This is a genomic window from Streptomyces tyrfis (genome assembly GCF_037034285.1).
GTDB lineage: Bacteria > Actinomycetota > Actinomycetes > Streptomycetales > Streptomycetaceae > Streptomyces.
Genome location: NZ_JBAGJZ010000032.1, coordinates 67,585 through 83,275, shown reverse-complemented (window position 1 = coordinate 83,275; position 15,691 = coordinate 67,585). Strand labels below are relative to the sequence as shown.

Annotated in this window: 12 protein-coding genes; 3 read left to right on the top strand and 9 right to left on the bottom strand. The window is 71.8% G+C overall.

Annotation, left to right across the window (positions count from 1 at the left end):
* Nucleotides 1-5: 5 nt before the first annotated feature.
* Nucleotides 6-971: a helix-turn-helix transcriptional regulator gene (locus tag WA762_RS23590; protein WP_335938129.1), complete on the bottom strand. Its 966-nt coding sequence runs from the start codon at nt 969-971 to the stop codon at nt 6-8.
* 110 nt (nt 972-1,081) lie between these two features.
* On the opposite strand from WA762_RS23590, the gene WA762_RS23585 reads away from it, so the two are divergent.
* A complete protein-coding gene (locus WA762_RS23585; RefSeq protein WP_443080656.1) occupies nt 1,082-2,815 on the top strand; it encodes an MFS transporter in 1,734 nt (577 codons plus the stop codon).
* A gap of 451 nt (nt 2,816-3,266) precedes the next feature.
* Here WA762_RS23585 and WA762_RS23580 read toward each other — a convergent pair whose 3' ends face one another.
* Nucleotides 3,267-4,037 carry a DUF6227 family protein gene (locus tag WA762_RS23580; protein ID WP_335938128.1) on the bottom strand — a complete coding sequence of 257 codons (771 nt, stop codon included), beginning with the start codon at nt 4,035-4,037 and terminating at the stop codon, nt 3,267-3,269.
* A gap of 180 nt (nt 4,038-4,217) precedes the next feature.
* Nucleotides 4,218-5,414 (bottom strand): P1 family peptidase, encoded by a 1,197-nt coding sequence (locus tag WA762_RS23575; protein ID WP_335938126.1) that lies wholly within the window; start codon nt 5,412-5,414, stop codon nt 4,218-4,220.
* A gap of 197 nt (nt 5,415-5,611) precedes the next feature.
* Here WA762_RS23575 and WA762_RS23570 point away from each other — a divergent pair, with 197 nt between their 5' ends.
* Nucleotides 5,612-5,827 carry a hypothetical protein gene (locus tag WA762_RS23570; protein WP_335938125.1) on the top strand — a complete coding sequence of 72 codons (216 nt, stop codon included), beginning with the start codon at nt 5,612-5,614 and terminating at the stop codon, nt 5,825-5,827.
* A gap of 300 nt (nt 5,828-6,127) precedes the next feature.
* Here WA762_RS23570 and WA762_RS23565 read toward each other — a convergent pair whose 3' ends face one another.
* The 6 genes from WA762_RS23565 to WA762_RS23540 form a co-directional block, all read right to left on the bottom strand.
* The gene (locus tag WA762_RS23565; RefSeq protein WP_335938124.1) at nt 6,128-6,625 is read right to left on the bottom strand and encodes a large conductance mechanosensitive channel protein MscL; all 498 of its coding nucleotides are present in this window, start codon (nt 6,623-6,625) and stop codon (nt 6,128-6,130) included.
* Nucleotides 6,626-6,763: 138 nt separating this feature from the next.
* The gene (locus WA762_RS23560; RefSeq protein WP_335938122.1) at nt 6,764-7,255 is read right to left on the bottom strand and encodes a hypothetical protein; all 492 of its coding nucleotides are present in this window, start codon (nt 7,253-7,255) and stop codon (nt 6,764-6,766) included.
* A 301-nt stretch (nt 7,256-7,556) separates the two neighbouring features.
* A complete protein-coding gene (locus WA762_RS23555; protein WP_335938120.1) occupies nt 7,557-8,390 on the bottom strand; it encodes an S-methyl-5'-thioadenosine phosphorylase in 834 nt (277 codons plus the stop codon).
* A 191-nt stretch (nt 8,391-8,581) separates the two neighbouring features.
* Nucleotides 8,582-8,932 carry an FmdB family zinc ribbon protein gene (locus WA762_RS23550; protein WP_335938118.1) on the bottom strand — a complete coding sequence of 117 codons (351 nt, stop codon included), beginning with the start codon at nt 8,930-8,932 and terminating at the stop codon, nt 8,582-8,584.
* Between the two features lie 66 nt (nt 8,933-8,998).
* The gene (locus tag WA762_RS23545) at nt 8,999-10,282 is read right to left on the bottom strand and encodes an MFS transporter (RefSeq protein ID WP_335938116.1); all 1,284 of its coding nucleotides are present in this window, start codon (nt 10,280-10,282) and stop codon (nt 8,999-9,001) included.
* Nucleotides 10,283-10,831: 549 nt separating this feature from the next.
* Entirely contained in the window at nt 10,832-12,385 is a 1,554-nt protein-coding gene (locus tag WA762_RS23540) for a potassium/proton antiporter (RefSeq protein ID WP_335938115.1), read from the bottom strand.
* Between the two features lie 324 nt (nt 12,386-12,709).
* Here WA762_RS23540 and WA762_RS23535 point away from each other — a divergent pair, with 324 nt between their 5' ends.
* Nucleotides 12,710-15,577, top strand: a complete 2,868-nt coding sequence (locus tag WA762_RS23535) for a penicillin acylase family protein (RefSeq protein WP_335938114.1) — start codon at nt 12,710-12,712, stop codon at nt 15,575-15,577.
* Nucleotides 15,578-15,691 lie beyond the last annotated feature (114 nt).

Below are 15,691 nucleotides of genomic sequence, written 5' to 3'. Positions count from 1 at the left end.
ACGCGTCAGCGTGCCGTGGCGCGGTTCAGGCGGGCGCTCAGCTCACTCAGGTACGTCACCAGCTGCGCGGGCCCATGTGCGCTGAACTCGCAGTCGACCAGGGCCAGTCGGAGCCCCACCCACTCCAGCGAGTCCGGCAGCGTCACCCGCAGCCGGCACCCGTTCCCGTCGTCGGTCGGTTCCAGCGGGCGGAACCGGGCCGGCAGCCGGGCGGAGACGAAGTCCGCCGGGGCCGCGAAGCTCACGTCGACCGCCAGCTCCGGCTGCCGCCGGGCGATGGAGCCGCTGAGGAACTGCGCCGCGTCCCCCGTGGGCAGCTCGCGCGGGGTGAACCGGGCCCCCGTCGCGAAGGGTTCGCTGACCCGGTCGACCCGGAACGTGCGCCAGTCCTCGCGCCCCAGGTCGTACGCGACGAGGTACCAGCGCCACCCGGCGCTCACCAGCCGGTACGGCTCGGCTTCCCGCCTGGTCTCGGCGCCGTCACCCGCGCGGTACGCGAACCGCAGCCGCTCCCGCCCGGTGACCGCGGACGCCATCACCGTGAGCGTGCGCGGATCGATCGTCGAGCCGTCGCCCCGGGTCAGCGGCACCGTGGCGTTCTGCAGGGTCGAGACCCGGTGCCGCAGCCGCGACGGCAGCACCTGTTCCAGCTTCGCCAGAGCGCGTACGGACGCCTCGTCGACGCCCTCGATCGCGTGCCCGGCGCCGGCCCGCAGGCCCACCGCGATGGCCACGGCCTCCTCGTCGTCGAGCAGCAGCGGCGGCATGGCGGTGCCCGCGACCAGGCGGTATCCGCCGACCGAACCGCGCGTGGCCTCGACCGGATATCCGAGCGCGCGCAGCCGGTCGATGTCGCGGCGGATGGTGCGCGGGCTGACGTCCAGCCGCTCGGCGAGTTCGCTGCCCGGCCACTCGCGGGGCGTCTGGAGGAGCGACAGCAGATTCAGCAGTCGGGCCGGAGTGTCGGTCATGGGCTCACTCTCGCGTCGTCGGAGTGGTCGTACCGGGGTGAGGTGTCACCGTGACAGGGTGCCCGCTCATTGGGTCATAAACCGACCTAATGGTGGCCTAGCTTCTTCCCATGTCTTCTTCAGCAACTCCTCCGGCCCCGATCCCGGGGTCCGGTCCCAAGGCCGCACCGGCGGCATCGGCGGTGCCCGCCGCCTCGGCCGCCCCCGCTGCTCCGGCCGCCCCGGCCACACCCGCCCCGCCGGCCGTGACCGACCGGCGACGCTGGTTCGCCCTCGCCATCGTGATGACCGCGGCCTTCATGGACCTGGTGGACGTCACGATCGTCAACGTGGCCATCCCGAGCATCCGGCAGGACACCGGCGCCTCGTTCAGCTCGATCCAGTGGATCACCGCCGGCTACTCGCTGGCCTTCGCGGCCGGACTGATCACCGGCGGCCGGCTCGGCGACATCCACGGACGCAAGCGGCTGTTCCTGCTCGGCATCGGCGGGTTCACGGTGGCCTCCGCGCTCTGCGGCTTCGCCGCGAGCCCCGAGATGCTGGTCGCCTCCCGCGTTCTCCAGGGCGGCACCGCCGCGCTGATGGTTCCGCAGGTGCTGTCGATCGTGCACGCCACCTTCCCGGCGCACGAGCGCGGCAAGGTGTTCGGCCTCTTCGGCGCGATCGTCGGTCTCGGCGCGATCATGGGGCCGCTGCTGGGCGCTCTGCTCACCCAGTGGGACATCGCCGGCCTCCAGTGGCGGCCGATCTTCCTGATCAACCTGCCGGTCGGCATCGCGGCCCTGATCCTGGGCAACCGGTTCATCACCGAGTCCAAGGCGCCGCGGGCGCTCCGGCTCGACCTGGTCGGCGTCACCCTGGTGACGCTGGGACTGCTGATGCTGATCTACCCGCTGACCCGGGGCCGGGAGCTGGGCTGGCCGCTGTGGGGCCATCTGTCGATGGCCGGCAGCCTGCTGGTCTTCCTGGCGCTGGTGCTGTTCGAGCGGGCGAAGGCGCGCAGGGACGGTTCGCCGCTGGTCGAGCTGTCGCTGTTCCGGGTCAAGAGCTTCGCGGCCGGCATCGCCGTGCAGCTGACCTTCGGCGTCGGACTCGGCATCTTCTTCCTGGTCTGGACGCTCTACATGCAGATGGGTCTCGGCTGGACCGCGCTGCGGGCCGGGCTGACCGGCGTCCCGTTCTCGGTCGCCGTCTCATGCGCCGCGGGGATCTCCGTACAGAAACTGGTGCCCCGGTTCGGCCGCAAGGTCCTTCAGGCGGGTGCGCTGCTGATGATCGCCGGCCTGCTGCTCTACATAGCGGTGTCCGAGCGGTACGGGATGGGCGTCACGTCCTGGCAGATGGTGCCGCCGCTGGCGGTCATGGGCCTGGGCATGGGACTGATCGTCGCCCCGCTGACGGACATGGTGCTGTCCGAGGTGCCGAAGGAGCACTCCGGTTCGGCCTCCGGCCTCATCAACACCGTGCAGCAGATGGGCAACGCGCTCGGGCTCGGCCTGGTCGCGGTCGTCTTCTTCGGCTCGATCGGGGACCGGCTCGCGCCGCGGCAGGCGGGCCCGGCGTTCGCGGAGGCGTTCCGGCACTCGCTGTGGTGGGTGGTCGCGGTGCTCGCGGTGATCTTCCTGGTGATGTTCGCGCTGCCCGCTCGCCCGCCCCGCCATGCGGAAGGCGTCGACGCCATGGACGGCGGTGCGTCCGGCAGGGGGCCCGGGGAGGCGGACGCGCCCACGGGCGTCCGTGTGTCCGGTGAGGCGAGTGAATCCCTGGCCGACGCGGACGCTGCCGCTGGGCCCGGGCACGAGACCGACGCCGCATCGGGCAGGACGCCCGCGCTGACCCGGTAGGGCCCGAATCCCGTCGGGGGCTGAAACCGGTACGAGCCAACTGGTACGAGCCCGAAACCGGCAAGGGCTTGAAAATGGACGGATGGGCGGCAGGGCGGAGGAAGCGGAACCGGACGTGCGGACCGGACGGCGCGGGCAGGACCGGGTGGGCGGACCGGAGGTACGGACCGGACGGCGCGGGCAGGACCGGGTGGGCGGACCGGAGGTACGGACCGGACGGCGCGGGCAGGACCGGACGTGCGGCCGGGGCGGGGCGAACGACTGGCGCCGCGCCCCGCCCCTTCCCGCCTCGTCCGGCCTCGTTCAGGACGCGGATGCCATCGCTCACGTCACACGCCGACCGACCCGGCTGGTCCGCCCCGCCTGCGGTCCGCCCCGCCCGCGGCCCGGCCTGGCCCGACCGGGTCGGGGCGGCTGTGGTCGTACCCCGGCCTTTCCCGCCGGGGCCCGGTCAGCAGATGCGGGTACGGCTCTCCATGGCGCCGCGCGCCGACCCCTCGTCGGCGTACACCTCGCACATGTGGCGGCCGTCCGGCGTGGCCGTGTGCTCGACCTCCCACAGACTCGTCTCGCTGCCGTCCAGGAGCAGGAAGGCGTGCTCGTACAACGTGAACCCGGCGCTCCGCCCGCCCACCTGGCACTGGCGGCCGAAGACCTGGGTGATGTGGTGGGCGAAGGCGGCGCGCAGCAGCCGGGCGGTCTCCTCGCCGGGCCCGTCGCTGTTCTCCGCGCGGCGAAGCACGCGGCGGGCATGGTCGGCGGAGTTGTCCGGTGCGTACATCCGGGGCATCGGGACCGGGGGAGCCGCCATCAGGACCGTGAGCGTGTCCAGATCGGCCTGCGGCCCCTCGTCCCCGAACACCGGGAGATCCCCGAGACCGCCGGCCAGCCGGGCGGCGGCGACCCGGGCGTCGGCCTCGTCGTCGTACAACTCGTGGTGCCGGAACTCGGGATCCGTCCGGGCCCGGGGATCCGAGGCGTCGCGCGGACCGCTGTGCACCACCTCCCACAGGGAGAGGGCGGTGCCGTCGGAGAGCAGATACGTGTGCCGGTAGGTCTCGCGGTGGAGCACGGAACTGTGGTGCGAGGAGTGCAGGGAACTGCTGTGGGCGAGCGCGGTGCCGAGTCTCTCGACCGTACCGTCGGGCAGGTCGAAAGAGTTGAGTGCCCGTCGCAGGAGTCGCTCGAGGTGTTGCTCGGTTGTCTCGTACGGATCGCTCAAGGTGCTGTCTCCAGGCCGTTGCCGCGTGTTACTTGCTGCGTGCATAACGTAGTCCCTGGCACCGACATCGTGACCGGGCTTGGAGAAAACGATTCGCGCACAAGGATGGTTCCTGGCGGTTAGTCCGAACTTCCCTCCCCCGTACGTGAGTCGGGGGCGGACGGGTGTGCGCTTCAGGGGTCATGCCGGGGACCGGGGCGAGCCGTAGAGGTCGCCGTACGAGGGGTGCCCGACGCCCCGGTCGCGGCCCTCGGTGCCCCGGGCCGACCGGACGGCCTTCACGATGGCGCGCGTCACGCACTCCGCGCCGGCCGCCAGCACCTCGTTGAGGGCGATCGGGTTCCGCGGGTGCAGTGGACGGCTGCCGGTGGACAGGGCGAAGACGGTGTCCCCGTCGGTCAGCAGATGCACGGGGCGCACCGCGCGCGCCAGCCCGTCGTGCGCCGTTCCGGCGAGCTTCTGCGCCTGGGCCCGGGTGAGTTCGGCGTCCGTGGCGACGACCGCGAGTGTGGTGTTGAGGGGGTGACCCGCGGCGGCCTGCCGTGCCTGGGCCAGGCGCCGCAGCGCCGCACGGTGGACCTCGGGCGCCGGGGGCGCCGACGGCTCGGCCGCGCCGTACTCCCCGTACAGCGCGCCCGTACGCGGGTCGACCACCGAGCCCGCGGCGTTCACCACGACCAGCGCGCCCACCGTGATCCCGGAGCCCAGCCGCACGCTCGCCGTGCCCACCCCGCCCTTGAGCCGCCCGGCGACCGCGCCCGTCCCGGCGCCGACGTTTCCCTCGGCGACCGGCGCCCCCGGCTCCGTGCGCGCGGCGTCCTCCACCGCCGCGCGGCCGGTCGAGGCGTCCGGGCGGGCCCGCCAGTCACCGCCCCGCCCCAGGTCGAAGACGCACGCGGCCGGCACCACCGGCACCACCTGCGCCGGATCGGGGCCGACCCGCACCCCGCGCCCGCGCTCCTCCAGCCAGGCCATCACGCCGGACGCCGCGTCCAGTCCGTACGCGCTGCCGCCCGTCAGGACCACGGCATCGATGCGCTGCACCAGGTTGCGCGGATCGAGCGCGTCCGTCTCCCGGGTGCCGGGGCCGCCGCCGCGCACGTCGACGGCCGCGACCACGCCGCCCTCGGGGGCGAGGACGACGGTGGTGCCGCTCAACGCGCCCTCGCCCGGCACCCGCGCGTGGCCGACGCGCAGCCCGGCGACATCGGTCAGCGCGTCCAGCGGGCCGGGCGACCCGTGCTCCGGGCCGGTGAAGCCGAACTCCGGGCCGGGAGAGCCCGACTCCGGGCCGGGGGAGCCGGATTTCGGGCCGGGGGAGCCCGACTTCGGGCCCTGGGACCTTCCGCGGGGTTCTTGCTGGGGCTCCTCTGTCATGTGTGCTCCTTCACCTGCGCTCGTGCGCGTGCGCTGCTCCACACGCGCTGCTCGTCTCCGCGTGCTGGTCGTACCCGGCGCCGGTCGTGCTCAGCTGCCCGGCGTTCGTGGCTTTCTCCGCCGGCCGTTCCGGCGTGGTCCTCCGGCTGCGGCGGCTGGATCCGGAGGACCGCTGAGCCCCGCCGTACCCTGGAAACATGAGCACCGCCCCCGCCCCCGGCCCGCGCGATTCGAAGCCGTCGCAGCCGGACCAGTCGAAACCGAGACCGAGACCGGCTCTGATCTTCGACGATCCGTTGGACCAGCAGTCCTCGGACGACACGGACCGAGGGTGGGGCGAGCGGGCCCCGGCCGGTGGCAGCGCCGCCGATTTGGCGCGCTTCCTGGACGAGAAGCCGCCCCACCACATCTGAGCCCCTCGCTCCGACGCGGTCCGGCGACGCCGCCACCGGTTCTTCTGTGGCACTGCGCGCGGTCGCCGTGTGCCGACCGGGGACTGGACTGCGAGAGCGCCGGGGTCGGGAGCGCCGGGAGATGTGGGAGCCCGCTGGCCGTCGGGGAGCGTGGAGAGCCCCCCGGTTCGTGCCCGGGTTCTGCGGCCGTTCGCCCGTCGTATGCCCGCCAGGAGCGCAGGAGCGCAGGAGCGCAGGAGCGCAGGAGCGCAGGAGCGCAGGAGCGCAGGAGCGCAGGAGCGCAGGAGCGGCGGGACGGCCTCAGTCGCCCGGAGTCTCTCCGGGAGCCCGGCTCGCCGGTCCGCCGCGCTGTGAGACGAGGGCGTCGCGGATCTCCTTCAGAACCTCCAGCTCGCTCACCTCCAGCGTTTCCTGCACCCCCTCCTTCGCCGCCTGTATGGCCGCGCGCCTGGCCAGGTACTTGGCCATGGGCAGCACCATCAGGAAGTAGACGACAGCCGCGGTGATCAAGAAGCTGAGGGCGGCACTGAGCACCGAGCCCCACAGGATCCGGATGCCCTCGATGGCTTCGCCCGTCTTCGGGTCCGTGACGCAGGGCCCCTTGAGGCAGGAGCTGTAGCCCTCCAGGTCCTTGGTGCCGAACGCGCCGACCAGTGGATTGATGACACCTTTGACGACTGCGTTCACGATCTGCGTGAACGCGGCGCCGATGACGACGGCGACCGCCAAGTCGATCACGTTGCCGCGCATCAGGAAGGCTTTGAACCCTTCCAGCAGGCCGACCTTCTTCTCGCTCACGGATGAGCCTCCCTTCGCGTGTGCCGGGGACGGCGCGGACTGCTCCGCAACCTACGGCAATACGCGAAAGAAACACCCAATTGGAGTCTTTAGTCCGTTTGTCGTGTCGCCTCACGGTGCTCAGGGCGGCGCTGCGGATCAGCACAGGACCACGGCCAGCCTGGCCGAGATTCCGGCGCCGGCCAGCGACGCGGCCGTGCTCCGGGGGACGGACAGCACGATCAACGCCCCCTCCTCCGAGCGCCCTTCGGCCGGGGCTTGCGGCACATCCGCCACCAGCGCGCCCTTGGCCAGGACGCGGCTCCCGGTTCCGTCCTCGCCGGCGGCGACGACGTCGACGCGGCTCCCCGGTCGTAACAGCCGTGCCGTCCCCACATCGGCGATCCGGACCGGCGCGGACACCAGCTGAGCCGGCCGGTGGACCCGTTCCGGCGCGGCATCGGCCGTGCCCGTCCCGCCGCCCCGTGCGGTGAAGCCGGCCGTGCCGCCGCCTCCGCCCGGCCCCATCGCCGCCAACGCGGCGGCCGTCAGGGCGAGCCCGGCCGCCATGGTGCGCCGCTGCCGCCACAACGCCCGCCGCAGCCGAACCGCGATGCTCGCGTCCACCCGCAACGGGTCGAACGCGGGCACCCCGCAGGGCGGGGGAGCGGACGCCGGGAGCCCCGGAACGGCCGGTGAGGACACGGGCGACGGGGGCCCCGGAACGGCCGGTGAGGACACGGGCGACGGGAGGACCCGGGGAGACGGAGACATGGCCAACACCACCTGCTGTGAGGAGTTCCGGACGGACACCCCTCACGATCCACGCTCCGCGCGCTTCCCGCTGGAGCCTGTGGACACCTCCGGCGTTGTGGACAACTCGCTCACCCACGCATGCCACAGCCGTCACCGCGGCCTCAGGAAAACCGGCGTTCCGGAGGACCCGTCGTCGTCAGGGGAGCTCGATCCCCGTGTCCAGGCCGTCCAGCGCGTGCGAGCACGGGCAGTCGCGGTCCGCCGTCTCGGGCAGCGCGGCCACCACGTCGAAGAGCACCGCGCGCAGCCGGTCCACATTGGCGGCGAACACCTTCAGCACTTCGCCGTGCGAGACGCCGTCCCCGGCCTCGGCCCCCGCGTCCAGGTCCGTCACCAGCGTCATCGTCGTGTAGCAGAGGCCCAGTTCGCGGGCGAGGACCGCCTCCGGATGCCCGGTCATCCCGACCACCGACCAGCCCATCGCCGCGTGCCAGCGCGATTCCGCGCGGGTCGAGAAGCGCGGCCCCTCGACGACCACCAGCGTCCCGCCGTCCACCGGCTCCCAGTCCTTCGCGCGAGCCGACGCCAGCGCCGCCCTGCGCCCCTCGGGGCAGTACGGATCGGCGAAGCCCAGATGGAGAACGTTCGGTTCCGCGCCGTCGGCCCGGGTCTCTCCGTCGTAGTACGTCTGCACCCGGTTCTTGGTGCGGTCCACCATCTGGTCCGGCACGAGCAGGGTCCCCGGCCCGTACTCCGGGCGCAGCCCGCCCACCGCGCACGGGCCCAGCACCTGGCGTACGCCCACCGAGCGCAGCGCCCATATGTTGGCGCGGTAGTTGATGCGGTGCGGCGGCAGGTGGTGGCCGGTGCCGTGCCGGGGCAGGAAGGCGACCCGGCGGCCGCCGATCTCGCCGAGGAAGAGGGAGTCGCTCGGCGGTCCGTACGGGGTGTCCACCCGCACCTCCGTGACGTCCTCCAGGAAGGAGTACAGGCCCGAGCCGCCGATGACACCGATCTCTGCGTTCACCATGCGGTCACAGTAGCGGCGCGGGAAACGCGGAGAACGCCGAGTACCCCGCCGAACGCGTCGGCGGGGTACTCGGGAGGAACGCCGTCCTCAGAGGGGCGTGTCCTGGTGAGGTCTGTGCCCTCCGGCCCCGGGGCCGTCCAGGAAGGGGCCCGGCAGCGGAGGAAGCGCGGTCCGAGAAAGCGCGGCCCGGCTCAGGCCGCCGACGAACCACTCGTCGAGGACGCGGAGGACGCGGAAGACGAAGACGCGGACGCGGCCGTCGAGGACGACTTCGAGTCGGACCCCGTCGACGAGGACGAGGAATCCGACGAAGCGGAACCGGAACTCTTGGCCGAGGACGACGCCGGGGAGCTGCTCGACGAGGAGCCACGGCTGTCGTTCCGGTAGAAACCGGAGCCCTTGAATACGATGCCGACCGCCGAGAACACCTTCTTGAGGCGTCCGTTGCAGCTCGGGCACACGGTCAGGGCGTCATCGGTGAACTTCTGCACCGCCTCGAGGCCCTCGCCACATTCGGTGCACTGGTACTGATAGGTCGGCACTTGCTCCTCCTGGCACTCTCACTCAATGAGTGCTAACGACGTTCCATAGTGACGTATTCCGTCGCGTCAGTCCACCGTGACGGACTTCCGGTGACCGATACCACGTGCCACGGTCCGTCCCACGGCGGACGGTGCCAGCCGGGAACGCAGCGTCACCAGGGTCGCGAGCGCCAGCACGGTCCCCACCAGCGGCACCAGGAAGCCGGCGCTCGCGCCGTGGGCGTCCGCGAGCCGCCCGGCGACCGTCACCGCGGCCGCCTGGCCGAGCGCGACCGAGCCCGTCAGCCAGGTGAACGCCTCGGTCCGGGCGGAACCCGGCACCAGCGATTCGACCAGGGTGTACCCGCCGATCAGGGCCGGGGCGATGGAGAGCCCCGCGAGCAGCCCGAGCCCGGCGAGCAGGAACACGGAGTGCACCGCCCAGAGCCCGGATACGGTCAGGGCCAGGGCCGTGTATCCGGCGACCAGCCGCCGCCTCGGACCGCTCCGCCAGGCGATGGCGCCGCACGCGATGCCGGCCAGCATGTTGCCGGCCGCGAAGATCCCGTACAGCAGACCGTTGGCTCCGGGGCGGCCGATCTCCTCGGCGAACGCGGTCAGCGAGACCTGCATGCCGCCGAAGACCGAGCCGATCCCCAGGAACGCCACCGCGAGCACCCGCACACCCGGTACGGACAGGGCGGAGGCGTGCCGCTCGGCGGCGTCGGACTGGGCGGGGCGCACCGGGGGCTGGGTACGGCGCCGGGCGGCGAAGAGCAGGCCGCCGACCAGCGTCAGCGCGGCCTCCGCGATCAACCCGGCCGCCGGGTGCACGCCGGTGCAGAGCGCGGTGGCGAGCACCGGGCCGATGACGAAGGTGAACTCGTCCGTCACCGATTCGAAGGCGGCCGCCGTGGACAGCAGCGGAGACGCCTCGCGGCCCGGGGCCGCGCCCAGGACGGCCGCCCAGCGGGCCCGTACCATCGGCCCGACCTGCGGAACGGAGGCGCCGGTCGGCACGGCCGCCGCGAACAGCGCCCACAGCGGCGCGTCGGCCAGTGCCAGCGCCGTCAGCGCGGAAACGGAGGCCGTGTGCACCAGGACACCGGGCAGCAGAACGGCGCGCTGGCCGAAACGGTCGGCGAGTTTGCCGCTCTGGGGGGCGAACAGGGCCATGGACACGCCGGTCACGGCGGCGACGGCCCCCGCGCTGCCGTACGAGCCGGTGGTGTGCTGGACCAGCAGCACGATGCCGATCGTGAGCATCGCGAAGGGCTGCCGGGCGGCGAAGCCCGGAAGGAGAAACGTCCACGCACCCGGAGTGCGCAGCAACTGCCCGTAACCCGGGCGTCCGGTGACCGTGGATGCCACGGCCCATGCCTTTCTGCCGCCTGGTAGCCGAGCGCCTGCCGGACCGGCACGGGGTGCGGGCCCGGGCGGGTGCTGCCGAGAGCTGTCCTCTTCGCGCGGAACTGCGGTAGATGCCGGGCGCTCAGCAGAAGCGGAGGACGCCACGACCGCCATACGGTCGCGCCAGCTCTGCATCAGGCAGAGTTGGTCGTTCGAGTGGTCTGGTCGGCCGGCCTTGCGAGGAGACCGATCGGACTTCTCGCATGATACAGGCAGGTGTTCACGCGCCCCGAGCGCACCGAAGGCCCCCGGCCCATCGCTCGCCCCGAGCGCGCCCAAGGCCCCCGGTCCATCACGCGCACCGAAGGCCCCTGGCGCATCGCGCACACCGCACGAGCCCCAGCGCAGCGGACGCACCCAGCGCACCGACAGCGCCGAGCGCACGAGCTCACCGAGCACGCGGGCGCAACGAGCACACGAGCTCACCAGCGCACTCGCCGCCGGGCCCCCTGCCGCCGTCCGCCACTCGCCGTCCGACGCCCCGCCCGCCGCCCGCCGCCCACTGCTCCCTCAGTGGCGCGGCCGTGGCCCGTCCGCCCTCCCCGTCCGCTTCATGGCCTTCACCGCGTGCGCCACGTCATGGGCCACGTCCTGAGCCAGATGGGCCGCATGGGGCGCGATCCCGCCCTCCCTGCCGCCCGTCCCCAGCCAGCCCGCGAGCTTGCCGCCCTCGCCGACCGCGCGCAGCCGCTGCTCCGCGGCGTCGCGCACCGGATCGGTGGTCACCACGAGCAGCTCGTCGCCGCGCCGCAGCACCGTGGACGGCGCCGGGACGAAGCTCTTCCCGTCCCGCACGACCAGGGTGACCGCCGCCCCGGCCGGCATCCGCAGCTCCCCGACCTCCACGCCGTGCATCTTCGACTTCCCGGGGATGGCCACCGACAGCAGATGGCCGCGCAGCCGCTCCAGCGGCGCCGACTCGATGCCCAGGTCGGTGGCCTCGGCCGGGTCCTCGGCGATCTTCAGGATTTTCGCCACCCAGGGCAGCGTCGGCCCCTGGATGAGGGTGTAGACCACGACCAGCACGAAGACGATGTTGAAGATCCGGGTGGAGCCCTCGACTCCGGACACCATCGGAATGGTCGCCAGGATGATGGGCACGGCGCCGCGCAGCCCCGCCCAGGACATGAACGCCTTCTCCTGCCAGGGCAGCCGGAACGGCGCGAGCGAGATGAAGACCTCCAGCGGGCGCGCCACCATCGTCAGCACCAGTCCCACGATGACCGCGGGCCAGAAGTCGTCGTACAGGTCGTGCGGGGTGACCAGCAGCCCGAGCAGGACGAACATGCCGATCTGGGCCAGCCAGCCGAGCCCGTCCGCGAAGCCGCGGGTGGCCGGCCAGTGCGGCAGCTTGGCGTTGCCGAGGATCATCGCGGCCAGGTAGACGGCGAGGAAGCCGCTGCCATGGACCAGCGCGCCCGCCGCGTACGCGGACACCGCGATCGCCATGACCGCGATCGGATACAGGCCGGACGCCGGCAGCGCCACCCGGCGCAGCCCGAACGCGCCGAGCCAGCCGACGGCCAGCCCCATCGCCGCGCCGATCGCCAGCTCCAGGGCTATCTCCCCGACCAGTACGTACCAGCTGTCCACCGGTCCTCTGGCCGAGAAGGCCACCACCAGGATCACCACGGGCGCGTCGTTGAATCCGGACTCGGCCTCCAGCACGCCCGTGAGCCGGGCGGGCAGCGGGACCTTGCGCAGCACCGAGAAGACCGCCGCGGCGTCCGTGGACGAGACGACCGCGCCGATGATCAGCGCCTGACGCCAGTCCAGCCCCACCAGATAGTGCGCCCCGGCCGCGGTGACGCCGACGCTCACCGCGACGCCCACTATCGAGAGCACCGCGGCGGCCGGCAGCGCGGGCCGTATCTCCTTCCACTTCGTGCCCAGACCGCCTTCGGCGAGGATCACGACCAGCGCGGCGTACCCGATCACCTGGGTCAGTTCCGCGTTGTTGAACTTCACATCGAAGAAGCCGTCCTGCCCCATGGCGATCCCGATGCCCAGATACAGGAGCAGGCTGGGGAGCCCGCTGCGGGACGAGACGCGCACCGCCGCCACCGCGACGAGCAGAACGAGCGAGCAGACGAGCAGGAGTTCGTTGAGCGTGTGGACAGTCAGTGGCCGTTCCTTCCCTGCGTGCGCCTGCCGAACGGACCCGCCGGACGGACCGCGGGGGCCTCGACGGATCGCTCCTCGGCATCGGCCGTTGGCAGTCGGTACTTCGTTACCTTACCTAATCTTTAACGCTTTCTTGACGCGTTCGTTCATTCGTACGATCACGCTGGAACTGGAACCATCCCGATACCGCGTCGGAGCCGCCCCGCGTCTGCGCCTATGGTTGCTCCTGCACTCCCAGGACCACCTGCCCCTCGAAGGACAGCGATGCCCGCCAACACAACCGCCCCTTCCGGTCCTCCCGGTACCGCCGGTTCCACCGCCGGGAAGAAGACCGGCAGGAAGAAGGGGCGACGCGCCCGCCTGATCGTTCTCCTTCTGGTGCTGGCGCTCGTCGCGGGTATCGGGTACGGCGCGTTCTGGTCCGTCTCGACGGTGCGGGCCTCGTACCCGCAGACCAACGGGACGATCAAGCTGGACGGTCTCGACGGCGACGTCGAGGTCAAGCGTGACGGCTACGGCATTCCGCAGCTGTACGCGGACTCCGACGCCGACCTCTTCCGCGCCCAGGGCTTCGTCCAGGCACAGGACCGCTTCTGGGAGATGGACGTCCGCCGCCACATGACGGCCGGCCGGCTCTCCGAGATGTTCGGCTCCGGACAGGTCGACACGGACGCCTTCCTGCGCACCCTGGGCTGGCGCAAGGTCGCCCAGCAGGAGTACGACGAGGTCCTGTCCAAGGAGACCAAGAAGAACCTCCAGGCGTACGCGGACGGCGTCAACGCCTATCTCGAGGGGCGCGACGGCAAGGACATCTCCGTCGAGTACGCGGCGCTCGGCCTCACCAACGACTACAAGCCGGAGAAGTGGACCCCGGTCGACTCGGTGGCCTGGCTCAAGGCCATGGCCTGGGACCTGCGCGGCAACATGCAGGACGAGATCGACCGCGCGCTGATGTACAGCAGGCTCGACGAGAAGCAGATCGGGCAGCTGTACCCGGACTACCCGTACGAGAAGCACAAGCCGATCGTCCGCGGGGGCGCGATCTCCTCGGTCACCGGGAAGTTCGACCCGGACGCGACCCCGTCCTCGTCCGGCCTCGGCTCGGACACCACCGAACAGGGCGTCGGCGGGCAGGGCGCCACGGGGCAGGGCGCCACCGGCACGCAGGGCGCCACCGGCACGCAGGACACCACCGGACAGGGCGTCACCGCGCAGAGCGCCGCCGAGGGCGTGCAGACCCAGCTCGCCTCGCTCTCCGACAGCCTCGCCGAGATCCCCGCGCTGCTGGGCCCGAACGGCAACGGCATCGGCTCCAACTCCTGGGTGGTCTCGGGCGACTACACGACCACCGGCAAGCCGCTGCTGGCCAACGACCCGCACTTGGCCCCGCAGCTGCCCTCGCTCTGGTACCAGATGGGGCTGCACTGCCGTGAGATCAGCGCCACGTGCCAGTACGACACCGCCGGTTACACCTTCTCCGGCATGCCCGGTGTGATCATCGGTCACAACCAGGACATCGCCTGGGGCTTCACCAACCTCGGCGCGGACGTCAGCGACCTCTTCCTGGAGAAGGTCTCCGACGACGGCTACCTGTACGACGGCAAGGTCAAGCCCTTCACCGTCCGCGACGAGACCATCAAGGTCGCGGGCGGCAAGAGCCGGAAGATCACCATCCGCGAGACCAACAACGGACCGCTGGTCTCCGACCGCAACAGCGAGATGGAGAAGGTCGGCCAGAAGGCCCCCGTCACGGGCACCGCCGTCCCGGACCGGGCCGACGGCTACGCGGTCGCCCTGAAGTGGACCGCGCTGGATCCGGGCCGTTCCATGGACGCCGTCTTCGAGCTCAACCGGGCGAAGGACTTCCCGTCCTTCCGCAAGGCGGCCGAGCATTTCGAGGTGCCCTCGCAGAACCTGATCTACGCCGACACCAAGGGCAACATCGGCTACCAGGCACCCGGCAAGATCCCGGTCCGCAAGAACGGCGACGGCACGATGCCCAGCCCCGGCTGGTCCTCGGAGTACGGCTGGAAGAAGGACCCGATCCCGTTCGAGGAACTGCCCTACGAGTACAACCCGAAGCGCGGCTACATCGTCACCGCCAATCAGGCCGTCGTCGACGACAAGAAGTACCCCCACCTGCTCACCAAGGACTGGGGCTACGGCTCCCGCAGCCAGCGGATCAACGACCTCATCGAGTCGAAGATCAAGGGCGGCGGGAAGATCTCGACCGAAGACATGCAGAAGATGCAGATGGACAACACCAGCGAGATCGCCGCGCTGCTGGTGCCCGAGCTGATGAAGATCAACATCTCGGACAAGAGCGTCCGCGAGGCCCAGAAGCTGCTGGAGGGCTGGGACTACACCCAGGAGCCCGACTCGGCAGCCGCCGCGTACTTCAACGCGGTCTGGCGCAACATCCTCAAGCTGGCCTTCGGCGACAAGCTGCCCAAGGAGCTGCGGGTCGAGGGCGAGTGCCTCAACGTGCGCCGGGCCGACAGCTCGGGCCCGATCGACGAGCGGCACAAGCTGGTGCGCGAGTGCGGCCGGCGTGACGCGACGTCGGCCCAGCCGGACGGCGGCGACCGCTGGTACCAGGTGGTCAGGAACCTGATGGACGACCAGAAGAGCGACTGGTGGAAGTCGCCGAGGAGCGGCCGCGACGAGGCGACCGAGACCCGCGACGAGCTCTTCGCCCGGGCCCTGAAGGACGCCCGCTGGGAGTTGACCGCCAAGCTCGGCAAGGACATCAACACCTGGAGCTGGGGCCGGCTGCACCAGCTGAACCTGAAGAACCAGACCCTCGGCACCGAGGGCCCCGGCCCGCTCAAGCGGCTCCTCAACCGCGGCCCCTGGAACCTCGGCGGCGGCGAGGCCGCGGTGAACGCCACCGGCTGGAACGCGGCGGGCGGCTACGACGTCGTCTGGGTGCCGTCGATGCGGATGGTGGTCAACGTGGGTGACTGGGACAAGTCGCGATGGATCAACCTGACCGGCGCCTCCGGGCACGCGTTCGCGGCGCACTACACCGACCAGACCGACAAGTGGGTCAAGGGCGAACTGCTCGACTGGTCCTTCGGGACCGACGCCGTCGCCGCGACGACGGCGGACACGCTGACGCTCAAGCCGTAGAGGCTCCGCCCGGCCCCCTGCGGGCCCGGAACCAGGTGAGGCCCGGCTCCCCGCGAGGAGCCGGGCCTCACCCGTGCGCGGGCCTCACCCGTGCGCGGGCCTCACCCGTGCGCG